The sequence below is a fragment of the Streptomyces sp. NPDC030165 genome, assembly GCF_055573595.1.
In genome coordinates, this window is sequence record NZ_JBVIBD010000030.1 from 1 (window position 1) to 24,855 (window position 24,855).

Genomic DNA, 24,855 nt, shown 5'->3' on the forward strand with positions numbered 1-24,855 from the left:
GGTGCGTTTCGGCCTTTCGGCTTCTGCGCGGTTCCAACCTTACCAGATCCGTTCGGCGTTTCCGCTTTCCGTATCCGGCCCCTGCTGGAGCGGGGCGGCCGTCCGGCTTTCGCTTTCCGGCCTTTCCGACTCTATCAGATCCGATTTCCGTTCCGGGCTTCCGGTGAAAGAAGCTGACGGCTCGAATGTGAATCCGATTCCCCGTCGGGGGGGTGTTCGCGCCTTCCGGCGTGATCACTACTTTAGTGCTTTTTCCCGGTGACACATAATCGAGTCACTGGTCCGAATTTCGGCATGCCGAAATTCATCCCATTCGGGAGTCGTGCAGTAGTGGTTGTGCCGCCGGTGCGGCGTGAGGGGCTACCGCAGAACCGTTACAGCTCCGTGGCAACTCGAAGAACTCTACGTACGTCGGCAACCCATGTCAACCACCTCCGGTCAACCGGTTTTGCCCCGCTTCAGTCGAGGTCGTTCAGCCGGCCGTCGGCGTCCGGCTGGGCGTCCTCGACGCGGCACAGCAGGCGGGTCAGCATCTCCCCGAGCTGGCCGCGCTCCTCGGTGGAGAGGTCCTGGAGCAGGTCCTCCTCGAAGACCGAGGCCATCCGCATCGCCTCGACCCACTTCTCGCGGCCTTCCTGGGTGAGCTCGACGATCACCCGCACGCGGTTGGCCTCGTCGCGCTCCCGTGTCACCAGCCCCTCGCTCGCCATCCGGTCGATGCGATGGGTCATGGCGGCCGGCGTGAGGCCGAGGCGCTTGGCCAGCTCGCCGGGGCCCATCTGATAGGGCGCCCCCGCGACGACGAGGGCCTTGAGCACCTCCCACTCCGCGTTGCTCATGTTGAGGGTGGCGGTCTGCCGCCCGTAAGCGACGTTCATCCGGCGGTTGAGGCGCTGCAGTGCGGAGACGACCTGCTCCACCTGGGGGTCGAGGCCTTGGAACTCGCGCTGGTAGGCCGCGATCTGTTCCTCGAGGCTCGGCTCCGCAGGGCTGGGGGCCGCATCTGAGGGCTCTGACATGCCGGGAAGTATGACACGTACCTCATTGGCGTTGAAGTCCTTCGGCATGTACTCTTTAGCTTCGAACTTTAGTGTTGAAGTCTTCAGGGTGTGACTGTCCAGTCCCCCTCGATCTGACCTAGGTAGGTGAGTGTGACCACCGCGATGGGCGCCGCGCTGCGCCGGATCCAGCTGGGCAACGCGCTGAGCGCGTTCGGCAACGGCTTCACGGTTCCGTATCTCTACGTCTATGTGGCGAAGGTGCGGGACCTCGGCGCGAGTACGGCCGGTGTCGTGCTCGCGATGCTGGCCGTCGCCGCGCTCGTCGTGCTGCCCTTGACCGGTCGGGCGATCGACCGGAAGGGTCCGCTGCCGGTGGCTGTCGTGGGTGCCGTCACCGCGGCCGTCGGGTCGCTCGGGCTGGGCCTGTCCACCACGGAGCCCCTGGTGATCGCCTCCGCCATCGCCCTCGGTGCCGGTATCGCGGTCATCCAGCCCGCCCTGGCCACGATGATCGTCTGGTGCTCCACGACGGTCACCCGCTCGCGGGCTTTCGCCACCCAGTTCTTCCTGAACAACCTGGGCCTGGGCATCGGCGGACTCATCGGCGGCCTGCTGGTCGACGAGTCGGCGGCCGGCAGCTTCGTCCGGCTCTTCGCGATCGAGGCCGTGATGTTCCTGGTGCTGGGCGCGGCCGTCGCGACCGTACGGCTGCCCCGGACGCCGCGGGTCGACGACCCGGTGCCCAGCGAGGCCCGGGCCAAGGGCGCCTGGCGCGCCCTGTTCGCCGACCGCCGCATGATGTGGCTCTGCCTGCTGGGCTTCGTGCTGTTCTTCGCCTGCTACGGGCAGTTCGAGTCGGGGCTCGCGGCGTACGCCACCGAGGTCACGCGGATCTCGCCGTCCACGCTCGGTATCGCGCTCGCCGCCAACACGGCGGCGATCGTGGCGGCCCAGTTCGTGGTCCTGAAACTGGTCGAGCGGCGGCGGCGCAGCCGGGTGATGGCCGTGGTCGGGCTGATCTGGACCGTCGCGTGGCTGGCGGCGGGACTGTCGGGCCTGGTGCACGGTGCGCACGCGGTGGCCACCACTCTGCTGATCTCGACCTACGCCCTGTTCGGTATAGGGGAGTCGATGCTGTCGCCGACGGTGGCCCCCCTGGTGGCGGACCTGGCACCGGCCTCGATGGTGGGCCAGTACAACTCGGTCTTCGCCCTGGTGAAGCAGCTGGCCCTGGCGATCGGCCCGGCGGTGGGCGCCCTCATGGTGGGCCACGGGATGTCCGCGCCGTACATCGGGATGCTGGTGCTCTGCGCCGTCGGCATCAGCGTGCTGGCGCTGCGGCTGGGGCGGATGCTGAGCCCCGCGCAGGACAACCCGCACATCCGGGCCTTCACCCCGGACGCGCCGGCGGGCACGGTCACCGACACGGGGGCCGATGCGGCGGCCGACGCGGGCGCGCCGCGGCGTGAGTCCGTGACGGCGGTGGCGTAAACCGCGCGGAACAGCCGGGTCCGTACGGGCCGGTCCTGCTTGCTCAAGCGGGGCCGGTCCGTTCTTTTACGTGTACGTGGCGCCGCGTACGTGCCGGACCGGCCCCACCCCCTGTTCCCCTACTCCCGCGGCAACGCGAACTCGCACCACACGGCCTTGCCGCCCCCGGGTGTCCGCCGCGATCCCCACGCCGAGGCGATCGTCGCGACGATCGAGATGCCGCGGCCGGCCTCGTCGGCGGGCTCGGCCCGGCGGCGCCGCGGCAGGTGGTCGTCGCCGTCGGTCACCTCGACGATCAGGCGGCGGTCCGTACGCCGCAGTCGCAGCCGCATCGGTGGCGTGCCGTGCTGGAGCGAGTTGGCGACCAGTTCGCTGGCGGCCAGGACGCCGAGGTCGTGCAGTTCCGGGGAGAAGCGCCAGGAGGCGAGCACCCCGGAGGCGAAGGCGCGGGCGCGGGGCGCCGCTTCCGTACCGCCGTGCAATTCGAGGGCGGCGTTGTGGAACAGCTCGGCGTCGTGCCCCGTACGGGCGGGGTGCTGGAGGACCAGGACGGCCACGTCGTCGTCGTGGTCGGTGCTGATCCCGAGTGCGCGCAGCAGGCGGCCGCAGATGATGTCCGGCGCGCCGGTCGCGCCCGCGAAGGCGCGCTCCAGGGCCTCCACGCCGTGATCGATGTCCTTGTCGCGGCGTTCGACCAGGCCGTCCGTATAGAGGACAGCGGTCGAACCCGGACCCAGCGGGACGCTGCCGGAGGAGTGCAGCCAGCCGCCGGTGCCCAGCGGCGGGCCGGTCGGCTCGGCGGCGCGGTGGACCACGCCCTCGGCGTCACGCACCAGGATGGGCAGGTGGCCGGCGGAGGCGTAGACCAGGCGGCCCTCGTTGGGGTCGTGGACCGCGTAGACGCAGGTCGCGATCTGGCTGGCGTCGATCTCGGCGGCCAGCCCGTCCAGCAGTTGCAGGACTTCGTGGGGCGGCAGGTCGAGCCGGGCGTAGGCGCGGACCGCCGTACGGAGCTGGCCCATGACCGCTGCCGCGCGCACGCCCCGGCCCATGACGTCCCCGATGACGAGGGCCGTGCGGCCGGCTCCGAGGGTGATGACGTCGTACCAGTCGCCGCCTACCGCGGCGTCCGTGCCGCCGGGCTGGTACGTCGCGGCGACCCGTAGGTCGTCGGGCTGTTCCAGCTCCTGGGGCAGCAGGGAACGCTGGAGCGTCACGGCGGCGGCGCGCTGGCGTGCCTCGCTGGCGCGCAGCCGTTCGGTGGACTCCACCTGATCGGTGACGTCCGCGCCGAAGACGAGCACGCCCTTGTGCGGCGCCACACAGGCGACCTCGGGGTCGGGCGCCGGGCCGCTGGCCGCGACCTCGATGGGCGTGCAGGTGAAGGTGTAGTACCCGTCGCGGGACTGGTCGGCGCCGGCGCCGCCGGGCACCCGGCGGGCCTTGACCGTACGGGGGCGGCCGCTGCGCAGCACCTGGTCCATCAGCGGGAGCAGGCCGAGCGCGTCCAGTTCGGGCAGTGCCTCGCGCGCGGTGGCGCCGGGCGGGCGGGGGCCGAAGACGGTGGCATACGCGCCGTTGACGTACGCGATGCGGTGCTCGGGGCCGTACACGACCGCCACCAGGGCGGGCACCTTGCCCAGGATGTCGTGGACGGACAGCGCGTCGACGCTGGGCGTGCGGTCCGGTCCGGTGGACGGGCCGTCACCGGCCGCGTCGGAGTCGGAGTGTTCGGCGCGGGCCGCGGGGACCGCGGCGGGGCCCGGGCCCGGCGGGCCGCTCGGGGCCGGGGCGGCGGACGCGGCCGGCACCACGGCGGCCGTCGGCGCGGCACGGTCGGGCCGGGCGGCGCCGCGCCGCTGTGTGCCGGGGAGACGGGCGCTCCAGCGCGTGAAGTTCACGGAGGGCTACCTCTTACTTCGCGTCGTCGCGCGGGATCGGGCCGTCGGCCCGGTGGAACTCCCCGCGCGCACACCGGAGGGACGCCCGCCCGGCGGACGCGGGGAGCGGTGTCGGCTGGGGGCACGCTCGGCGCCCTCTGGCGGATTGCAGCAAACGTCCAGAATCCTCGTGATTGTCACTCTTCGCAGATACGAGCCCACCCATGGTCACACGTCCAGTGTGGCCGACCGGACTGACATCCGTCAGACGCCGGAGCCACCAGGTGGAGTTCCTCGCTCCGGGTACGGGGGCGTGGCGGGCCGACGGAACGTACGGGGCGGGGCGGACCGACGGGGCGTACGGACGCGTGACGGATCGACGGATTCGTACGGACCGGGGGGGGCGAGCCGATGGGTTCGTACGGTGACGTGGCGTACCGGCGCGGCAGGCTGACGTCCGGTCAGGTCGGCTCGTTGTGCCGCCCGGTGCCCGCCGCCAGCTCGAACTCGGCGCGCGGGTGTTCCAGCGAGCCGAGAGAAACGATTTCCCGCTTGAACAGCCCGGCCAGCGTCCACTCGGCCAGCACCCGCGCCTTCCGGTTGAACGTGGGCACCCGGCTCAGGTGGTACACGCGGTGCATGAACCACGCCGGGTAACCCTTCAAGCGGCGCCCGTAGACATGCGCGACCCCCTTGTGCAGGCCGAGCGAGGCGACCGATCCGGCGTACTTGTGCGCGTAGTCCACCACGGGCCCGCCGCGCACCGTCGCCGCCACGTTGTCGGCCAGCACCCGCGCCTGGCGGACGGCGTGCTGGGCGTTGGGCGCGCACTCCTTGCGCGGCTCGTCCGGTTCGGCCGGCGGCTCCGCCGTCAGATCCGGCACCGCCGCGGCGTCGCCCGCCGACCAGGCGTGTCCGACGCCGTCGACCCGCAGGGCGGCGGTGCATTTGAGACGGCCGCGCCCGGTACGCGGCAGGCCGGAAGCGGCGATGACCGGGTGCGATTTGACGCCCGCGGTCCACACGAGAGTGCGAGCCGGGAAGCGCGCCCCGTCACTCAGGACGGCGACTCGCCCTTCGTACGACTCCAGACGAGTTTCCAGCCGTACGTCGATGTTGCGCGCCCGCAGCTCCCGTACCGCGTACTGCCCCATCGCCGGGCCGACCTCCGGCAGGATGCGGCCGGTCGCCTCGACCAGGATCCACTTCATGTCACGGGGCTCGACGTTGTGGTAGTAGCGCGCCGCGAACCGCGCCATGTCCTCCAGTTCCGCGAGCGCTTCCACCCCCGCGTACCCGCCGCCGACGAAGACGAAGGTCAGGGCGGCGTCGCGGATCGCGGGATCGCGGGTCGAGGAGGCGATGTCCAGCTGCTCCAGGACGTGGTTGCGCAGGCCGATGGCCTCCTCGACGGTCTTGAAGCCGATGCCGCCCTCGGCGAGGCCGGGGACCGGCAGGGTGCGGGAGACCGACCCGGGGGCCAGCACCAGCTCGTCGTACGGGAGTTGCAGTCCGCCGGTGCCGTCCTCCTGGGTGGCCGGAGTCGTGACCGTGGCGGTCCGCGCGGCGTGGTCGAGCGCGGTGACCTCACCGACGATGATCTTGCAGTGCGGCAGCACCCGGCGCAGCGGTACGACGACATGCCGCGGCGAGATGGAGCCGGCCGCTGCCTCCGGCAGGAACGGCTGGTACGTCATGTACGGGTCGGGGTCCACCACGACCACCTCGACGGCGCCCCGCCGCAGTTCCTGTTTCAGTTTCCGCTGCAGGCGCAGGGCGGTGTACATCCCCACATAGCCCCCGCCGACAACGAGAATGCGCGCCGGTTCCTTCACAGAGGTTCTCCTCGCGACATCGAAAGGCCGGCCCACGCGGGTTGCCACCGCCGGCCGACTGGCTTGCCACCACCAGGCACTGTGCCCCCGGAAGGGCACAGCCATGTTCCATGACGCACCGGCGACACGCCTTTGTCCACAGGCTCGACGAAATGTATGACCGGTCCGGCACATTGCCCCGGAGGGCCGGATTCCGCGCCGTCGCGTGCAGGAGTGCAGGTCAGGTGGTGGTTATACGGCGCAAGGAGGGTATGGAATCGGGGCGGATGGGACCCGTACTCCGATCGGTGCACGGACTGTGCGGAACTGCCCTCTTCATTCTTGACCTGGGCTCAACTATGTTCGTACCTCGTTGGGGTGCAGCCTCTCGTCATCACGTCGTTACACCCCAGCAGTCAGGGCGGGGAGTCTCCGGGGGGAGACGTCATTACCGGGGGATCATCTATGCACATTCAGGGCTCTCAATGGCCGACTGCCGTAACTGCCACCGCGCACGCCGCGGAGGGCAGGGGAAACGGCACCACGCACACACACCCGCACACCATGCACTCCGGTGCCGGTGGCCGGAGCACACCACTGCGGGTCGACGCGCAGCGCAATCTCGAGCACGTCCTGCGGGCGGCTCGCGAGGTCTTCGGCGAGCTGGGGTACGGCGCGCCCATGGAAGACGTGGCGCGGCGTGCCCGCGTCGGGGTGGGGACGGTGTACCGCCGCTTCCCGAGCAAGGACGTGCTGGTCCGGCGAATAGCCGAGGAGGAGACCTCCCGGCTCACCGACCAGGCGCGTACGGCGCTCGGCCAGGAGGACGACCCGTGGTCGGCGCTCTCGCGCTTCCTGCGGACATCAGTCGCCTCCGGCGCGGGGCGGCTGCTGCCGCCGAGCATATTGCGGGTGAGCGCCAGCGCTCCGGCTCCGGACGGCGCGGCCGGCCCCGGTGACGCCGAGCCGCGGGTGCCGCAGCAGCGCCAGGCGTACGAGGCGGACGGCACGGCGGCCGGCGGGCCGAGCGTGTCGGCCGGCATACCGGGGGCACCGGATGTGCCGGACATACCGGCCGAGTTCCGCGTCGTGGCACAGCGCGGCGCGCCCGAGGCCGAGGTCACGGACGTACCGGCCACGGTCTCGAACGGGGTGCCCGCCAGCGCTCCGAACGGCGTGTCCGCGCGCGGTACGGCCGCCGCCGACACGCTGGACGCGCCGTCCGGGCCCGGCGAGGCCGCGGCGGACGGTGGCGCCCAGGCGCTGCTGGAGGTCGTCGGGCAACTCGTCGAGCGGGCGCGTGACGCGGGCGAACTGCGGGCGGACGTGACGGTCGCCGACGTACTGCTCGTCATCGCCACGGGCGCGCCGTCCCTGCCGGACCCGGCCCAGCAGCAGGCCGCCTCGGCCCGGCTGCTGGAGATCCTGCTGGGGGGGCTGCGGTCACGGCCTGCTGAGTGAGGCGGGTGGAGGTGTAGCTGGCGGCTGGCGGCTGACTGTTGTCTGCTGCTTGCTGATAGCCGATAGCCGGCTGCTGTCTGCCGGCTGCTTGTCGGATGGGGCGGGGCGTGGGACCGGCTGTGGGTCGGTGTCGCGCCCCGTTCTTCTTGCGCTTCTTCGCACATGAGTGGGGGCGCCGTGACCGCCGTCCGTGCGGCCGGGGCGCGCGCCGGACGAGTATTCCCTGTACGAGTGACCTCTAGTGCTCGCGGTCATGAACTCGCACCGTACGAGTGGTTGGTGCGCTTGCCGGACAGGTCCGGGGCCCGCCTGTGGCACGCTTGCGCGGTGTTACCGCAGTGACGGCGTGTTCGGGGGCCTCGACGATGGGTGTGGACGGGCGGGACGAGCGGCGCGGCGGGAACGCCGGGGCGGGTGGGACAGGCGGTAGGGGCGGTACGGCGGATGGTGCGAACGGACCGCGGGAGCCCCAAGTGCCCGGGCAGAAACGGTCGTACGGACCGGAGCGGGCGAGTGAGCCGGACACCGGCTCGTCGGGGCGCCCCATGGAACGGCACGACCGGGCCGAGGACGATTACCGGCCGGGCCCGGCCGAGCGAAGCGTTCCGCCGCAGCGCGAGCGAGGGAACACCCCCGACCTGGGAGACGCGCGGGAACGAAGTGACTCCCGGGGACCGAGGGACGCGCGGGGCGCGAAGGGCCGTGGCGCCCACCGGAAGCCGAGCCGCCTGAAGGCGTCCGGGGTGGGTGGTCGCGCCAGTCGGGACGGCTCTGCCGGGCGGGACGGATCTGCCGCGCAGGACGGCTCTGCCGGGCGGGACGGCTCTGCCGGGCGGGACGGCTCTGCCGGGCGGGACGGATCTGCTGAGGCGCGTGGCTCGGAGGAGCCCGCCGAGCAGGGTGGCTCGGAGGAGCGGCCCGGGGCGCCGTCATCCGACGGCAAGTTGATCGACCGCATGCGGGGCGGGGACGACAGCGCATACGAGGAGCTGTACCGCCGGCACGCCGACGCGGTGCGCCGCTACGCCCGTACGTGCTGCCGCGACGCCCACACCGCCGACGACCTGACCGGCGAGGTCTTCGCCCGCACTCTCCAGGCGGTACGCGGCGGCTCCGGCCCCGATTCATCCGTACGCGCCTACCTGCTCACCACCGTCCGCCGGGTGGCCGCCGCCTGGGGGAAGACCGCGAAGCGCGAGCAACTGGTCGAGGACTTCGCGGTGTTCGCGGTATCGGCGGCCGGTAACGCGCTGGACGACGACACGCTCGACCTCGGCGCGGACGTACGCGCCATGCACGAGGCCGAGCAGTCCCTGGCCGTACGGGCGTTCCGCAGCCTGCCGGAGCGCTACCAGACCGTCCTGTGGCACACCACGATCGAGGAGGAGTCGCCGAGCGAGGTCGCGCCGCTGCTCGGGCTGTCGGCCAACGCCACCGCCGTACTGGCCCACCGCGCCCGCGAGGGTCTGAAGCAGGCGTACCTCCAGGCGCATGTGAACCGTGCGCTGACCGCCGAGGGCGGCTGCGCCCGGTATGCGGACCGGCTCGGCGCGTACGCCCGCGGCGGGCTGCGGGTGCGGGCCGAGCGCGGACTGCGCAAGCACCTGGAGGACTGCGCCCGGTGCCGTACGGCGGCCTCGGAGGTCGCGGACGTCAACGAGCACATCCGCGTCGTCCTGCCGGTGGCGGTCATCGGCTGGTTCGCCGCCGGATACGCGGCCAAGGGGGCCGCGGCCGTGGTGGGGCTCGGTGGTGCGGGCGCTGCGGCGGGAGCCGGCGCGGCCGCGGCGGCCGGCGGTACGGGGGCGGGGGCCGGGGCAGGGGCGGCTGCGGGGGCAGGGGCCGGTGGTGCCGCAGGAGCTGGTGGGACCGGTGCTGCCGCGGGGGCTGGTGGGGCTGCGGGGGCAGGCGCTGGCGGGGCCGGTGGTGCGGGTGGGGCCGGTGCTGCGGTGGGTGAGGGGCTCGGCGCGCCCGCGAAGGTGGCCATCGGCGCGGGTGTGCTGATCGTCGCAGGCGCCGCGCTCGCCCTGGCGCTGATCGGCGATTCACAGCCCGCGCCGCAGACGCAGGCCAAGCAGCCCGGCGCGCCCTCGGCCGCGCCGCAACCCCCCACGTCCCAGCCGCCGGAGCGCGCGCCGGAGCAACCGCCCCCGACGCCCGCCCCCACCCCCTCGAAGCCGTCGCCCGGCCCCACCGCCTCACCCCGACCAGAACCGACACCGACGCCGACACCGACACCTGCGCCGACGCGGACCTCCCCCACCCCCGCGCCCGCCCCGCCGCACTCCCCCGCACCCACCGATCCGCCCCCGCACACCCCGCGGCCGACGCCGACCCCGCCGGCGCCCGCTCCGTCCCCGTACCAGATCAACAAGCTGACGTGGGACTTCATGGGCGACGGCAGCAAGCCCGAGGTGCGCATGGCGGACAGCAGCTGGATGTGGCAGCGGCAGGGGCTGCGCATCGGCGGCCGGACGTTCCGGCACGGGGTGACCGTGCACGCGCCGTCGTCCGTGACCATCGACCTGAACCGGCCGTGCACGGCGTACGACGCCTTCGCCGGCGTGGACGACATGGGACTCGGCCTGGGAAAGTTGCGTTTCTCCGTGTACGGGGACGGTCAGCGGCTCTGGCGCTCGGGAGTGGTACACGGCGGTCAGCCCGCCGTCCCGGTACATGTGCCGTTGCGGGGCCACAAGACGCTGCGCCTGGTCGTCGAGCCGGGTTCCTCGCACACCGTGATGTTCCTGGGCGACTGGGCCCAGTCACAGATCACCTGCCGCTGACCCCTCAAAGGCCCGGCCGCGGTGTCACCCCGCCCGCAACCGCCCGCTGGCGGGGTGCGGACGTGCCGGTCCAGCAGGTGCCGCGGCGGGCGAGGAGGCGGCGCAGCCACAGTTCGGTGGAGACGAGTTCGGCGAGTCCGTCGAGGGGGAGCGGGGCGCCCTCGGCCGCCGCCCGCAGGGCCTTCCGTACGACCCGTGCCTCGACCAGGCCCGCGTCGGCGAGCAGCGGTGTGTCGAAGAGGCTGACCACGTCACCAATGGAGGTGCGCAGCCCGGCCCGTACGGCTGCGGCGTGCGTGATGTGGGACGTGGCACCCCAGCCGGGCGGCAGGTCGCGGACGCCCGCGCCGGACAGGACGGCGCGCAACACGGCGGCCCGAGCCCCCGGTTGGACGCGCAGCGTGTCCGGGAGCGCGCGGCAGGCCAGCACCACCTGGTTGTCGAGGAAGGGGGCGTGCAGCCGTTGGTTGCGTACCTCCGCGGCCTGCTCGAAGATCCGGTGGTCGGCGGCGTGGCGGGCCAGCGCGGCGCGTGCCCGGCGTTCGCCCGGCCGCCCCACGGTCGGTGTCCGGGCCGCCGCCGCGTCGAGACGAACCGATACTTCAGCCAGCGCCTCCCCTGTGAGCCACCGTGCCGCGGGCCCGGGCCGGCACCAGGAGAGCGCCGCCAAGGACGCGTCCACCGCCCCGCCGCCCGTCACCGGATCATCCGTGAACCGCCGTTCTCTCAGGCGCGTCGCCGTGTCGGCGATGCCCGCCCCGTAGGGCATACGGGCCAGCTTGCGTGCGGCGCGGTACACGGTGAACGGCACCAGGGCGGACTGCGTCAGCGGCCCGTCGGCCTTGGCCAGTGCCGTGACGGGCCGCAGCAGATGGCGTCTGCGGCGGTCCAGGAGGAGGTCGGCGAGGCGGGCCGGGTGCGCGTCCAGGACCTGTCGCGCCCCGGCGCCCACGAAGTGGTCCGCGCTGCCCGCCAGCAGCCGCCGGCGGTGGCGCCCGGCCGTGATGAGTGACGGCCCCGGCTCGTCCGTGAGCGGCCCGCCCTCCAGGTCCGCGTACGGCAGGGCCTCCTCGCCCGCCGCGACGACGACGTGGTGGAGCCGCGGATTGGCGGCGATGCTGCGGGCCCGCTCCAGCTCGGCCTCCCGGTAGGGGCGGCCCCCGTGGGTGGCACGGTCGTTGAAGGTGACGGCCAGGAGGCGCTCGCCGCGCCCGTTGACCGTACCGGGCACTCCGGGCAGCCCGGCCGCGAGCAGAGCCAGCGTGGCGGAGGCGCTCCCTCCGGAGAGGTCGGCGCCGACACCGGGGGCCGGGGCGCCGCGCGCGGCCCGCCGTTCGGCCGGCCCCATGCCCGGTACGGGCCCCGGGTCCAGGCCGCTCGGCCCGTCCGGGTCCGGGGCGTGCCGCGGCCCGGACAGCCGGGCCCGTACGGCATCGACCAGCGCGTCACGGACGCCATCGACGGCCTGCTCGGGGGGCAGTTGGGGCGCGGCGACGGCGAGTGAGGCCGTCGGCTCGTAGGAGGTGATGTCGCGGCTGCCCCCACGGAGGACGAGCGCGTGGCCGGGCGGTACCCGTCGCACCCCCTCGTACGGGGTCCCGGCGCCGAGCGCTTCGGGCGCGTCCGGGCAGGCCAGCAACGCGGCCAGGTGCCCGACGTCCAGGCTCGCCTCGATCAGGTCGGCGAGCGGGAGGGCGGCGGTCGCATACGCCGTACCGCCTGCCCAGGGGGTGTGGAAGACCGGCCGCGCGCCCGCCACGTCACCGGTGACGGTCACGCGCCTGCCGACCTGGACGACGGCCGTGTAACTGCCCGGCCAGGCGGTGAGGTGGCGCAACGCGCCCCCGCGGGCCGCGAAGAGCCCGACCCGCAACTGGTCGTCGGTTGCGCCGCAGACGCCGAAGACGGCGAGCCGGGTCTCGGCGTCGGCCTGGACCACGCGCACCTCGTCGGGGCGCCAGTCGCCGACCGCCCACAGCGGATCGGGGTCGCCCCACAAAAGCTGAGCGCCTACGGGGAGGACCGTACGGGCCTCCTCGGTGGGGGCCGGTTCCGTGGCGGTACTGCTCCACCCCACCAACCAGCGCATCGCCGCCTCCACCCTGTTCGCCGCCGCCGGGCGGCCCCCGTCCGTCCGCCGTGCGGACGCCCGCCCACCTCAGGAACGCCCCTGATGGTCGGCAGGGTGGACCGGACCGCCGCCCCGCACAGCGGATCTCCAAGCCGTTGCCAAGCTGTTGTGCGGACCATGCTGCCACGACAGCGGCGTTCGGGAGGTGTCGCGGAGGGCGTGTGAACGGGGGTGTTCGGAAGACGTTACCGAGGGCGGACGGGACGGACGGGCCGACGGGCGGGACGGAAGGGCCGACGGGCCGGGCAGGCCGGACGAACCGGACCCGAGGAGGAATTCGGGCCTGAGGAGGGATTCACCCTGGACAGGAGCTCGGACGCAGGAAGGGTTCGGACGCCAGGAAGAGATCGGCCGCCAGGAAGAGTTCGGGCCCAGTGGCGCACGGTCGGGGGTCCGGTGGTGTATGAAGGGCCCTTCTCCCACGCCTCTCCCGCAGGAGGGGCAGCGCCGGCTGGGTGACGGCGCAGGAGGCCGCAGGGGCCTGTACGCCTCTGTGAGACTCCGTACGGCTCCGTAAAAGTCCCTTCCGCGCACCCGCCCCGCCCCGCCCCCGATCCCGAAGGCAAACTCCCGTACGGCGATTTTCGGCCAAACTCTGTGCGGCAAAGCCCGGTTGGCCCGATACCGGCCAGGGCGGCCGCAGCCCGGCCCGTCCCCCGCCGGACTGTCCTGTCGAACATCCGGGCACGCCCCGCAGGACGCCGCGCCGAACGGCCGGGCGCCCCCTCCCGGACACCTCCGGGATCGAACGGGCACCCTCCAGGCCGTCCCGGCGGGCCCTTCCCGCGCAATGCGACAGTCCGGGAGGCGGGACTCGCCCCCCGGACCGGACCGCCACCCGCGGGGAATGAGGCGGCGGTGTCCCCCAGCCCACTGGATCCAGTGCAGCGGGCCGACCCACGCAGGTCTCATGGAAGCGCTCCCGCACCAGCCCGGCCAGCGCGCACACACGGGCGCACGGCAACACGTACCCGGAGCACATGCCAAACCCCCTGTGGCGGCTTGGACTTGAAACCCGCCATCCGGGACATCGGGCCTTAACGGTAGGGATTCGGCGAACTACTCTGGGTGGACGCGTGCCCCGGGGTACCGGGGCTGCCGTCGCTGTGTCGAGGGGTGCGCATGTCAAGGGATATACGCGGGCCGAACGAGAAGCTCGGCACCGTTCTCGCCCTCGCGGGGATCAGCAATGCCGGGCTCGCCCGCCGGGTCAACGACCTCGGGGCGCAGCGCGGGTTGACGCTTCGCTACGACAAGACGTCGGTGGCCCGGTGGGTGTCCAAGGGCATGGTGCCGCAGGGCGCCGCGCCCCATCTGATCGCGGCCGCGATAGCCGGCAAGCTCGGCCGTCCGGTGCCGCTCCACGAGATCGGCCTGGCCGACGCCGACCCGGCCCCGGAGGTGGGCCTGGCCTTCCCGCGCGACGTGGGTGCCGCGGTCCGGTCCGCGACCGAGCTGTACCGCCTCGACCTGGCCGGACGCCGTGGCGGCGGAGGCATCTGGCAGAGCCTGGCCGGATCCTTCTCGGTGAGCGCCTACGCGACGCCCGCCTCGCGGTGGCTGATATCCCCGGCCGACAGCTCCGTCGCACGCGAAGCGCCTGACCTGCGGGAGGTGCGGGACGGCAACGGCGCGCCCGGCAAGGACGGCGCCCCCGGGGAGAGCGCCGCGCCCCAGCACGTCGGCCACAGCGACGTCACCAAGCTCCGCGAGGCCGCCGAGGACGCCCGCCGCTGGGACTCCAAGTACGGCGGCGGCGACTGGCGCTCCTCGATGGTGCCCGAATGCCTGCGGGTGGACGCGGCGCCGCTGCTCCTCGCCTCGTACAGCGACGAGGTGGGCCGGGCACTGTTCGGCGCGACCTCCGAGCTGACCCGGCTCGCGGGCTGGATGGCCTTCGACACCGGGCAGCAGGAGGCGGCCCAGCGCTACTACATCCAGGCCCTGCGCCTGGCCCGGGCCGCCGCCGATGTCCCACTGGGGGGATACGTCCTGGCATCGATGTCACTCCAGGCGACCTACCGCGGCTTCGCCGACGAGGGCGTCGACCTCGCGCAGGCCGCGCTGGAACGCAACCGCGGCCTGGCCACGGCCCGCACGATGAGCTTCTTCCGCCTGGTGGAGGCCCGCGCACAGGCCAAGGCCAACGAGGCGCGCGCCTGCGAAGTGGCGCTGAAGGCCGCCGAGGGCTGGCTGGAGCGCTCCCGCGAGGGCGATCCGGACCCGTCCTGGCTGGACTTCTACTCGTACGAGCGCTTCGCCGCCGACGCCGCCGAGTGCTACCGCGACCTGCGGCTGCCCCGTCAGGTACGCCGCTTCACGGAGCAGGCGCTGTCCCGGCCCACGGAGGAGTACGTCCGCTCGCACGGGCTGCGGCTGGTCGTCTCCGCGGTGGCGGAGCTGGAGTCCGGCAACCTCGACGCGGCGTGCGCGGCCGGCACCCGGGCGGTGGAAGTGGCCGGCCGTATCTCGTCGGCCCGCACGACCGAGTACGTACGCGATCTTCTGCACCGCCTGGAGCCGTACGGCGACGAGCCCCGCGTCGTGGAGCTGCGCGAACGGGCGCGGCCGCTGCTCGTGGCGCCGGCGTAGGGGCGGGCGCGGGGGCGCGTACGGCAGTGCGGGGGGGCGCGTAGGGCAGGTGCGGGGGCGCGTACGGCGCGTACGAGTGTGGGTATGGGTGCACGTGACACGGGAGCTCACGGCCCGGCGCGCGGGCGCCCCACCTGCCCGCTCTCCCGGCCCGTTGTCAGACCCCCGAGTCATGATGGGATACGTCTGATTCCAGGGGAGGTGCTGTGACGGCGTACGACTGCGACGTGCTGGTGATCGGTGCCGGCATCGTCGGGCTCTCGACGGCTTACGCGATCACGCGCGCCGCCCCCGGCACCCGTGTGACGGTCCTGGAGAAGGAGCCCGGCCCCGCCCGCCACCAGACCGGCCGCAACAGCGGTGTGATCCACAGCGGCATCTACTACCCGCCCGGCTCCCTGAAGGCCCGCTTCGCGCTGGAGGGCTCCGCGGAGATGGTCAAGTTCTGCCTCGACCACGACATCCCGCACGAGGTCACCGGCAAGCTGATCGTCGCCACCGACCGCTCCGAGCTGCCCCGCCTGCACAGCCTCATCCAGCGCGGCCGCGAGCACGGCATCCCCGTCCGCGAGCTGGGCCCGGCCCAGCTCGCGACCTACGAGCCGGAAGTCAGCGGCCTGGCCGCCATCCACGTCGGTACGACCGGAATCGCCGACTTCGGAGCGGTCGCCCGGCGCCTCGCCGCCCTGGCCACGGACGCGGGCGCCCGCATCGCGTACGGCAGCCGGGTCACCGCCATCGGCCGCCGCCCCGGCCGCGTCGCGGTCCGCACGTCCGCCGGTACGGTCTACCGCGCCCGCACCCTGGTCAACTGCGCCGGCCTGCACTGCGACCGCATCGCGCGCCTCGCGGGAGACGCGCCGGCCATGCGCATCGTCCCCTTCCGCGGCGAGTACTACACCCTCGCCCCGGCCCGCGCCTCCCTGGTGCGCGGCCTGGTCTACCCGGTCCCTGACCCCGCCTTCCCGTTCCTCGGCGTCCACCTCACCCGCGGTGTCGACGGCGCCGTCCACATCGGCCCCAACGCCGTGCCCGCCCTCGCCCGCGAGGGGTACGACTGGCACACCGTCCGCCCCGCCGAGCTGGCCGGCACCCTGGCGTACCGCGGCTCCTGGCAGATAGCCCGCCGCCACTGGCGCTACGGCACCGGTGAACTGCGCCGCTCCCTCTCCCGCCGCGCCTTCACCGAAGCGGTCCGCCGTCTGCTGCCGGCGATCCGCGAGGAGGACCTCCGCCCGTCCCCCGCCGGCGTCCGCGCCCAGGCCGTCCTGCCCGACGGCACCCTCGCCGACGACTTCCTCATCACCGAGTCCCCGTCCGCCGTCCACGTCCTCAACGCACCGTCCCCCGCCGCCACGGCCTCCCTGCCGATCGGCAGGGAGATAGCCCGGCGGGCGCTGGCGATGCTGGAGACGACGGGCTGAGCCGGGAAAGTCCCGGACGGAGCGCGGGGGCAGACCCGCCTTTGCCTCCACGTCAGAGCTGCCTCCGCCGCCCCGCCCCACCCCGTTACGCCGCATCCCGCCCGTAGAATCGACCCACTGTGTCCGAGAACCCCGCCACCCCCGAGCCCAGCCCTGCCGCCGAGCCTGGCCGTGCCGCCGAGACCGGCCCCGACGCCAGGATCGGCCCTGCCACCGAGACCGGCCCCCACGCCGCCTCGTACCAGGACGAGCGTCCTGGACAGGAGACCGGGCCGCGCCCCGAAGCTGCGGCCGAGGCCGCTCACGGAGTGACCCGCCCCGCCCCCAAGCCGATGTTCCCCGAAGGCACCGGCCCGGCCGCCGACCCGGCCGGCTCGCACCACGAGCGGCGAATCCGTTCCTTCCAGCCGCGCCGCAGCCGGGTCTCCCCCGGCCAGGCCGACGCCCTGCGACGCCTCTGGCCCAAGTGGGGCCTGGACATCGACGGCCTCTCCAGGATCGACCTGGACCAGCTCTTCGAGGGCCGCCCGGTCGTCCTGGAGATCGGCTTCGGCATGGGCGAGGCCACGGCGCAGATGGCCGCCGCCGACCCGGACACCGGCATCCTCGCCTGCGACGTGCACACCCCGGGCCAGGGCAACCTGCTCGGCCTCGCGGAACGCAACGGCCTGAGCAACATCCGGGTGGCCAACGGCGACGCGATCATCCTGCTCCGCGAGATGCTCGCCCCCGAATCCCTCGCCGGCCTGCGCGTCTACTTCCCCGACCCCTGGCCCAAGAAGCGCCACCACAAGCGGCGCCTGATCCAGCCCGAGTTCCTCTCCCTGGTCACGACCCGGCTCGCCCCGGGCGCCCTCGTCCACTGCGCGACCGACTGGGAGCCGTACGCGGAACAGATGCTGGAGGTCCTCTCCGCCGAGCCCACGCTCGAAAACGAATACCCCGGCTACGCCCCGCGCCCGGACTTCCGCCCCTTCACCAAGTTCGAAGGACAGGGCCTGGACAAGGGGCACGTCGTCCACGACCTCCTCTTCCGGCGGCTCCCGGCATAGTCCACCCCGCGGTGGTTAGGGTCGATGGGTGAATCCGCCGCAGCCGCCTCCGCTTCCGCCGAAACCGGCGTACGCACCCGACCCGCGCTACGCCGCCCCCGCCGCGTCGCCCGCGGCGGCGCAGTGGCACTACGCACCGCGCCGCCGCCCGGCGCCCTGGCACAGCAAGACAGCCCGCGCCATCGCCCTCTTCTCCCTCCTCGCCCTCTCCGGCGTGATCATCCTGGCGATGGTCCGCCAGCAGACCGGCACCCAGGGCTTCCTGGTCGGCCTCGGCCTGGCCGTCTTCCCCGTACCCGTCCTCATAGCCGGCTTCTGCTGGCTGGACCGCATAGACCCCGAACCCCGGCGCAACCTCGTCTTCGCCTTCGCCTGGGGTGCCTGCGCCGCCACCCTCGTAGCGATCCTGGCCAACGGTTTCGCCACGAACTGGCTGGAGAACAACCTCTCCACCCTCTCCCCCGACGACGCCCAGACCTGGGGCGCGACCGTCTTCGCGCCGGTCATCGAGGAGACCGTCAAGGCCGCCGCGGTCGTCCTGCTCTTCCTCTTCCGCCGCCAGAACTTCGACGGCGTCACGGACGGCCTCGTCCTGGCCGGCATCACGGCCACCGGCTTCGCCTTCACCGAAAACGTTCTCTACCTGGGCAACGCCTTCGGCCAGGACCAGTCCCTGGGCCACACCGGCCTCGACTCCCGGACCGCCGCGACCTTCTTCGTACGCATCATCCTCTCCCCGTTCGCCCACCCGCTCTTCACCATGCTCACCGGCCTCGCCTTCGGCATAGCCGCCACCAGCTACCCCCGCCGCCGGCCGCTGCGCCTGGCCCTGCCCTTCGTCGGCCTGGCCACCGCCGTCCTCCTGCACTCCATCTGGAACGCCGCCACCACCCTCGGCGACCTCGGCTTCATCACGGTCTACGGCCTCTTCATGCTGCCCGTCTTCGCGACCCTCACCTGGCTCGCCGTCTGGGCCCGCCACCGCGAACTCCTCGCCCTGCGCACCTACCTCCCCCCGTACGTCACCACCGGCTGGCTCTCCCCCACCGAACCGATCTCCCTGTCCTCCCTCAAGACCCGCTCGGTCGCCCGCGACATCGCCCGCCGCACCCACGGCCCCACCGCCGCCCGCGCCGTCACCGAATACGCCGCCGTAGCCACCTCCCTCGCCTTCCTCCGCCGCCGAGCCCACCGCACCGGCCCCACCCCCGACTTCCCCACCCAGGAACGCGCCCTCCTCAACCACCTGTGGCACCACAAGCCGGTGGCCCATCCGGCGCTGCTCCAGGCATTGCATACGACGCATCGGCCGGTGCCGCCCGCGTACCGGCGCGATCAATTCCCCCTGCCACCTCGCTGACCAGGCGTTGCCGCCGTTCCGACGACACCGCTGGCACAATGACGCCGTGGTTGCCGTTCCGTCCTCCCCCGGCGTCTCCGCGCGCATGAAACGGCAAGCGCGGAGGGACACCGACCCCGAGATGGCCGTACGACGTCTTCTGTACAGATCGGGCGTCCGGTACCGCCTTCAACGTCGCGTGCCTGGCATGCAACGACGCACGATCGACATCGCGTTCCCGGGCGCCCGCGTGGCCGTGTTCATCGACGGGTGCTTCTGGCACGGCTGCCCTCGTCATGCCACGCACCCGAAGGCCAATGCGGAATGGTGGCGCCAGAAACTCGACCGGAACATCTCCCGTGACCAGGAAACGACGGAGCATCTGACCGAAGCCGGCTGGATGGTGCTCCGCTTCTGGGAGCACGAGGATCCGGCGACCGTGACGGAACGCATCGCAGAAGCTGTCTCGACGGCTCGCAGCAGCCGGCGACGGCCCTCGTCCGATCAGCACGTGAACAGGCGCCCCGGTGACTGAGGGCGTCCTGCCGCTTCCCACCACCTCGCTCACGGCGCCTCGAAGCACCGGCCTGTCACCGGCGTAGTCTCGAGCACACGTGTACTGACGAGGGAGGATTCTCATGGCCAAGGTGCCGAGTGCATTGGTCGCTGCGACAGGGCTCGTAGGCGGTTACGCCGTAGCCCGTTGGACCAAGAAGCGGCCGCTTGGTGGGGTGGCGTTGGCGGCTGTGGGGGCTGTGGCGGCTCGGGAGTGGGAGAGGAAGGCGGGGAAGAAGGCTGCGGCGGCGTTGAGCGGGGCTTATGTGGCGGCGTTTGCCGGGTCGCATCCGTTGGCCAAGAAGGTGGGGGCCTGGCCGTCGGTGTTCGCGGTGGCGGGGGTTGTGGGGGCGGCTTCTTGGGTGGTTGCCGATCGGCGGAAGTAGGGAAGAGGGAAGCCCTCTGACGTGCAGGGCGGTCGCGTACCTGGGGTATGCGACCGCCCTTTGCGTGGGAGGCGGGGTCAGGCCGAGGCCTCGTTGAGGAGGGTCAGGTCGTCCGCGGTGAGGTGGAGGTCGGCGGCGGCCATGAGGGCCGGGAGCTGGTCGACCGTGCGGGCGCTGGCGATGGGGGCCGCGACCGTGGGCCGGGCGGCGAGCCAGGCGAGGGCTACGGTCGCGTGTTCGGCCTGGTGGGCGGCGGCGACCGTGTCCAGGGCGGCGAGGACCTTGCGGCCGCGGTCGGTGGCCAGGTATTCGGCGGCCTTTCCGGACCGGGCGCTGCTGACGTTGCTGTCCGGACGGTACTTGCCGGTGAGGAAGCCGGACGCGAGGGCGTAGTACGGGACGGCGGAGACGCCGTGGCGGGCGGCGGTGTCGGCCAGTTCGCCTTCGTACGTGTCGCGGGAGACCAGGTTGTAGTGGGGCTGGACGGCTACGTAGCGGGCCAGGTTCTCGTCGGCGGAGAAGGTCAGGGCCGCTTCCAGGCGCTGCGCCGAGATGTTGGACGCGGCGATCTCGCGGACCTTGCCGGCCTTGACCAGTTCGTCGAGGGCCGGGAGGAAGTCGGAGACGTCAAGGGACTCGTCGTCGTAGTGGGTGTAGTAGAGGTCGATGTAGTCGGTGCGCAGGCGGGTCAGGGAGGCGTCGACGGCGGCCTTGATCGTGGCCGGGGCGAGGCCCTTGTGGTCCGGGTGGGCGCCGACCTTCGTGGCGATGACGACCTCGTCGCGGTTGCCGCGGGAGGCGAGCCAGTTGCCGAGGACGGTCTCGGATTCGCCGCCCTTGTTGCCCGGCACCCAGGCCGAGTACACGTCCGCGGTGTCGATGAAGTTGCCGCCGCCGGCGACGTACGCGTCCAGGACGGCGAAGGACTGGGGCTCGTCCGCGGTCCAGCCGAAGACGTTGCCTCCGAGGGAGAGGGGCGAGACGGACAGGGAGCCGAGGGTCTTCTGTGTCGCAGTCATGATCTTCCAACCTAAGGGGAGCGGAGCCATGTCGCGGCCGGGCAGAGGGAAACACGGGGCAAGGGGAGGCCATGGGGAGGACATAGGGCGGGCAAAGGGAGGAAACGGAAGGCAAAGGGTCAGACGTCGGGCGCCTTGGACAGCGGGCTGGCGATGTCTTCCAGGGAGCGGCGTTCGGCGCGTACGGCCAGGAAGGCTGCGGTGAGGCCGGCCAGGCTCATCAGTGCGGCGCCGATGCAGAAGGCGAGTGCCGTGTCGGCGATCACGCCGGTCTTCGTCAGTTCGGCGAAGACCAGGGGGCCGCTGATGCCGCCCGCGGCCGTACCGACCGCGTAGAAGAAGGCGATGGCCATGGCCCGGGTCTCCATGGGGAAGATCTCCGAGACGGTCAGGTACGCGCTGCTGGCGCCGGCCGAGGCGAAGAAGAGGACCACGCACCAGCAGGCGGTGAGCGTGGTGGCCGTCAGGTGGCCGGCGGCGAAGAGCCAGGCGGTGGCGAAGAGGAGGATGCCGGAGAGCAGGTAGGTGCCGGAGATCATGACGCGGCGGCCGACCGTGTCGAAGAGCTTGCCGAGAGCCAGCGGGCCCAGGAAGTTCCCGGCCGCCATGACGGCGAAGAAATATCCGGTGCTGGAGGTCGACACGTCGTAGAAGGAGGTCAGGATGGCGCCGAAGCCGAAGGTGACGGCGTTGTAGAGGAACGCCTGGCCGATGAAGAGGGCGAGGCCGAGGACGGCGCGGCGGCGGTAGCGCGAGAAGACGGTGCGGGCGATTTCGAGGAAGCCGATGCTCTTGCGGGGGTGGATGGTGATCTCGCCCTCGGGCTCGGGGAGGGGCTCGCCCTTCTCGTCGGTGATCTGTTTCTCGATGGAGGCGACGAGTCCGTCCGCTTCGTCTCCCCGACCGTGGATGAACAGCCACCGTGGGCTCTCGGGCACATGGCGGCGTACGAGGAGGATGACCAGGCCGAGGACGACGCCGAGCGCGAAGGTCAGCCGCCAGCCGACGTTGATGGGGAAGATGCTGGTGTCCAGCATCAGGATGGACAGCAGGGAGCCGCCGATCGCGCCGAGCCAGAAGCTGCCGTTGATGACGAGGTCGACGCGGCCCCGGTAGGCGGACGGGATCAGCTCGTCGATGGCGGAGTTGATCGCCGCGTATTCGCCGCCGATCCCGAAACCGGTCAGGAAGCGGAAGAGGAAGAACCACCAGGAGGAGAAGGAGACCGCGGTCAGGGCGGTGGCGGCCAGGTAGACGGCCAGGGTGATCAGAAAGAGCTTCTTACGGCCGAAGAGGTCGGTGAGCCGCCCGAAGAACAGCGCGCCCAGGCAGGCCCCGGCCACATACAGCGCGGCGGCGATACCGGTGACCTGGGCGGACGAGACAGGAAGCCCGCTGCCGTGCTCGGACAGGCGCCCGGCGATGTTGCCGACGACGGTGACTTCCAGACCGTCGAGGATCCACACCGTGCCGAGGCCGACGACCACCATCCAGTGCCAGTGCGACCAGGGGAGGCGGTCGAGGCGGGCTGGGACGTCGGTGGTGACGGGGGCGGGTGGGCGGGGGTCGGCGGAGGTTCGGGGGTCGGCAGGGGTTCGGGGGCCCGTGGGCGGGTGGGTGTCCGTGGACGGATGGGTGCCTGCGGGGGTACGGGGGCCGCTGTGCCCGGCCGGTACGGCTCCGTCGCCCGGCTCCGGCCCTGACTGGTACCCCGCCTTGTCGTTCGGACTCATCGCACCCTCCTGAACCGGGCCGGGGCCGGTCACCCCGGCGGCGCATCCATCCGAGTGCCCGGCGGACAGCGCGCGAAGCGGGGGAAATGCCCAGGTTGAGAGGGATTCTCTTACGAGGCGACGAGCCATCGGGGCAGGCCGGCCCCACGGCGCGGCACGCGTGTCGCGGAGGGGGGAGCGCTGGGAGGGGTGGGAGGGGTGGAGGGGCGGGGGGCTGAGGAGGCGGGAGGCAACAGGGAGTCGGGGGGCGAGGAGCCGGGAGGAGGTGCCCCGGGACTCGGGCGTCTGAGTCTCGGGCATCCCGATCTCGGACGTCCAGATTTCGGCCGTCCAGGTCTCAGGCATCCAGGCCCCAGACATCCGGGTACGTACGGGTACGTCCGGGCCCTCAGACGTCGATGCCGTGTTCGCGCAGCCACGGCTTCGGGTCGACCGGGGTGCCGCCGGGGCGTACTTCGAGGTGGAGGTGTGGTCCGGTGACGTTTCCGGTGGCGCCGACCCGGCCGATGACGTCTCCGGCGGCGACCTTGCCGGTGGTCCGCACCAGGGAGGACAGGTGGCAGAACCACAGTTCCGTACCGTCGTCCAGGGTCAGGACGAGCCGGTAGCCGTACGCGCCGGCCCAGCCCGCCTGGGTGATCGTGCCGCCGTGGACAGCCTTGACCGGGGTGCCGGTGGGGGCGGCGAAGTCCAGACCCGTGTGGTTGGCCGCCCAGCGGTCGCCGGCCTGGCCGAATCCGGCGGTGAGGGTGTAGGTGGTGAGCGGGGAGACGTAGCTGCGGGCGAGTTCGGCGCGGCGCTCGGCCTCTGCCTTCTTGCGGGCTGTTTGCGCCGCCTCGCGCCGGGCCTCGCGCGCAGCCGACTCCTTGGCGGCCGCGGCCTGCTCGGCCTGCTGCTGGTGCGCGGCCGCGTCCCATGCGGCCTTCTGGGCGGCGGCCTGCTCGGCGGCCCGGCGTTCCTCCTCCTCGGCGGCGCTCTGCTGCCGCTCGGCCTGCCGGCGGATACGGTCGCTCAGCGACTGGCCCGCGCCCATGCCCTGTTCGGCCTCGGCCTGGGTGAGGCCGGCCTGGGAGAGGGGGGCGGAGGCTCCGGTGCCCCCGGGTGAAGAGGGGGCGGAGTGGGTGGCGGGCCCCGCGGCGTTCGAGGACACCGCTTCCGGTGAGCCGGATATGAGGCCGCCGATGCCCGGGAGGGAGTCGGCGTCCGGCAGTTGCGCCGCGAGGTCGTCCGCCAGATCGCCCGCCAGGTCGCCGACGTCCGGCAGGGATATCGCGAGCTGCGGCTTCTCCTCGGCAGTGGCCATGCCACCGGCCCCGACCGCCGCGATCACGCCGACGCCCAGGACCGTACCGCCGCGGGCGAGTCCACCACGCTGCCTTCCGGCCACCCGGTGCTTGCCGCGTACAGGCCGTACGGAGTCCTCGGCGGGGTTCCACTCCTCCCAGGTGCCGGTGTCGAACGCACCGGGCTCGGCGGCGAACGCGTCAGTACCGGCAGCCACGGACGCCTCAGGCCCGGCGGGGGAACCACCGGGAACGGCCCCGGCGAACGCCCCCGAGCCACCGGACACACCAGGAACACCGGATACACCGGGAACACCGGACACGCCAGGAACAGCGCCGAAAGGAACCTCAGGGACAGAGCCGGCAGGGCTGTTGGACGCCACGGGGGCGCACTCCTTTCCTTCCTCTCGCCTACCGGGTCAGCGGTGGGGCCGCCCCCAGGCCGGACCGGCACCGGAGGGGAAGGCCCTCCAGGGCCGTTCAGGCGCTGGGACGTTCGGAGCAGGGAGGTCTGCCGTGGACGGTGGCGGACCGCCTCCGACAGATCGGTGGTGGCCGTCCGGCCCGGCGCACCCCAACGTGGTGGTTCCCCGGTTTCCCAGGGCACGCGCTGGTAGGGCACCGGCCCGTGGGCCGGTCCAGCGGTGCCCCAACGGTGATTCAGTTGTGAACCTGCTGACGGGATTAGGCGTCGGCGCACGGTGCCGCCTCTTGCGACGGCTGGGACGACCGCGCTGCGTTATCGGACTGTAATAGACGCGACGGCCCGATACCAAGCGTTCCACCGAACTCATGGGCGCTTTGGGGTGGCTTTGGCCTGAACTTAAACGCCCATCAGGGCATCAAACAGGGCGAGTTGCCGGACGGCCCTCAAACCTGTGATGCGCGATTGTGCGGGAGTTGTTATG

17 protein-coding genes are annotated in these 24,855 nt (G+C 72.6%); 10 read left to right on the plus strand and 7 right to left on the minus strand.

Going from position 1 to position 24,855, the window contains the following annotated elements; genetic code table 11:
• The coding region (locus ACZ4Z1_RS36745; RefSeq protein WP_468491026.1) for a hypothetical protein at positions 1 to 262 on the plus strand (262 nt) is incomplete at its 5' end.
• A gap of 196 nt (positions 263 to 458) precedes the next feature.
• Here ACZ4Z1_RS36745 and ACZ4Z1_RS36750 read toward each other — a convergent pair.
• Complete coding sequence (locus ACZ4Z1_RS36750; protein WP_468491027.1) at positions 459 to 1,019, minus strand: MarR family winged helix-turn-helix transcriptional regulator; 561 nt, start codon at positions 1,017 to 1,019, stop codon at positions 459 to 461.
• 132 nt (positions 1,020 to 1,151) lie between these two features.
• Between ACZ4Z1_RS36750 and ACZ4Z1_RS36755 the strand changes: the two genes are divergently transcribed.
• Positions 1,152 to 2,492, plus strand: coding sequence for an MFS transporter (locus tag ACZ4Z1_RS36755; RefSeq protein ID WP_468491080.1), 1,341 nt, complete (start codon positions 1,152 to 1,154; stop codon positions 2,490 to 2,492).
• Positions 2,493 to 2,611: 119 nt separating this feature from the next.
• On the opposite strand, the gene ACZ4Z1_RS36760 is transcribed toward ACZ4Z1_RS36755, so the two are convergent.
• The gene (locus ACZ4Z1_RS36760) at positions 2,612 to 4,393 is read right to left on the minus strand and encodes an ATP-binding SpoIIE family protein phosphatase (RefSeq protein WP_468491028.1); all 1,782 of its coding nucleotides are present in this window, start codon (positions 4,391 to 4,393) and stop codon (positions 2,612 to 2,614) included.
• Between the two features lie 440 nt (positions 4,394 to 4,833).
• Entirely contained in the window at positions 4,834 to 6,207 is a 1,374-nt protein-coding gene (locus ACZ4Z1_RS36765; RefSeq protein ID WP_468491029.1) for an NAD(P)/FAD-dependent oxidoreductase, read from the minus strand.
• A 543-nt stretch (positions 6,208 to 6,750) separates the two neighbouring features.
• Here ACZ4Z1_RS36765 and ACZ4Z1_RS36770 point away from each other — a divergent pair.
• A complete protein-coding gene (locus ACZ4Z1_RS36770) occupies positions 6,751 to 7,647 on the plus strand; it encodes a TetR/AcrR family transcriptional regulator (protein WP_468491030.1) in 897 nt (298 codons plus the stop codon).
• Between the two features lie 956 nt (positions 7,648 to 8,603).
• On the plus strand, positions 8,604 to 10,433 hold the full coding sequence (locus ACZ4Z1_RS36775; RefSeq protein WP_468491031.1) for a sigma-70 family RNA polymerase sigma factor: 1,830 nt from the start codon (positions 8,604 to 8,606) through the stop codon (positions 10,431 to 10,433).
• Between the two features lie 4 nt (positions 10,434 to 10,437).
• Here ACZ4Z1_RS36775 and ACZ4Z1_RS36780 read toward each other — a convergent pair whose 3' ends face one another.
• On the minus strand, positions 10,438 to 12,522 hold the full coding sequence (locus tag ACZ4Z1_RS36780; RefSeq protein ID WP_468491032.1) for an asparagine synthase-related protein: 2,085 nt from the start codon (positions 12,520 to 12,522) through the stop codon (positions 10,438 to 10,440).
• 1,164 nt (positions 12,523 to 13,686) lie between these two features.
• Here ACZ4Z1_RS36780 and ACZ4Z1_RS36785 point away from each other — a divergent pair.
• The 6 genes from ACZ4Z1_RS36785 (at position 13,687) to ACZ4Z1_RS36810 (ending at position 19,912) form a co-directional block, all read left to right on the plus strand.
• Positions 13,687 to 15,156, plus strand: a complete 1,470-nt coding sequence (locus ACZ4Z1_RS36785; protein WP_468491033.1) for an MFS transporter — start codon at positions 13,687 to 13,689, stop codon at positions 15,154 to 15,156.
• 206 nt (positions 15,157 to 15,362) lie between these two features.
• Positions 15,363 to 16,580, plus strand: a complete 1,218-nt coding sequence (gene lhgO / locus ACZ4Z1_RS36790; RefSeq protein ID WP_468491034.1) for an L-2-hydroxyglutarate oxidase — start codon at positions 15,363 to 15,365, stop codon at positions 16,578 to 16,580.
• 119 nt (positions 16,581 to 16,699) lie between these two features.
• Positions 16,700 to 17,632, plus strand: coding sequence for a tRNA (guanosine(46)-N7)-methyltransferase TrmB (trmB, locus tag ACZ4Z1_RS36795; protein WP_468491035.1), 933 nt, complete (start codon positions 16,700 to 16,702; stop codon positions 17,630 to 17,632).
• A 28-nt stretch (positions 17,633 to 17,660) separates the two neighbouring features.
• A complete protein-coding gene (locus ACZ4Z1_RS36800; protein ID WP_468491036.1) occupies positions 17,661 to 18,992 on the plus strand; it encodes a PrsW family intramembrane metalloprotease in 1,332 nt (443 codons plus the stop codon).
• 85 nt (positions 18,993 to 19,077) lie between these two features.
• A complete protein-coding gene (locus tag ACZ4Z1_RS36805; RefSeq protein ID WP_468491081.1) occupies positions 19,078 to 19,506 on the plus strand; it encodes a very short patch repair endonuclease in 429 nt (142 codons plus the stop codon).
• A gap of 103 nt (positions 19,507 to 19,609) precedes the next feature.
• Complete coding sequence (locus ACZ4Z1_RS36810; RefSeq protein WP_468491037.1) at positions 19,610 to 19,912, plus strand: hypothetical protein; 303 nt, start codon at positions 19,610 to 19,612, stop codon at positions 19,910 to 19,912.
• 77 nt (positions 19,913 to 19,989) lie between these two features.
• Here ACZ4Z1_RS36810 and ACZ4Z1_RS36815 read toward each other — a convergent pair whose 3' ends face one another.
• The 3 genes from ACZ4Z1_RS36815 to ACZ4Z1_RS36825 all read right to left on the minus strand — a co-directional run bounded on the left by ACZ4Z1_RS36815 (position 19,990) and on the right by ACZ4Z1_RS36825 (position 24,330).
• Positions 19,990 to 20,931 carry an aldo/keto reductase gene (locus tag ACZ4Z1_RS36815; RefSeq protein WP_468491038.1) on the minus strand — a complete coding sequence of 314 codons (942 nt, stop codon included), beginning with the start codon at positions 20,929 to 20,931 and terminating at the stop codon, positions 19,990 to 19,992.
• Between the two features lie 119 nt (positions 20,932 to 21,050).
• Positions 21,051 to 22,664: an MFS transporter gene (locus ACZ4Z1_RS36820; protein ID WP_468491039.1), complete on the minus strand. Its 1,614-nt coding sequence runs from the start codon at positions 22,662 to 22,664 to the stop codon at positions 21,051 to 21,053.
• Between the two features lie 388 nt (positions 22,665 to 23,052).
• Entirely contained in the window at positions 23,053 to 24,330 is a 1,278-nt protein-coding gene (locus ACZ4Z1_RS36825) for a M23 family metallopeptidase (protein ID WP_468491040.1), read from the minus strand.
• Positions 24,331 to 24,855: the final 525 nt, after the last annotated feature.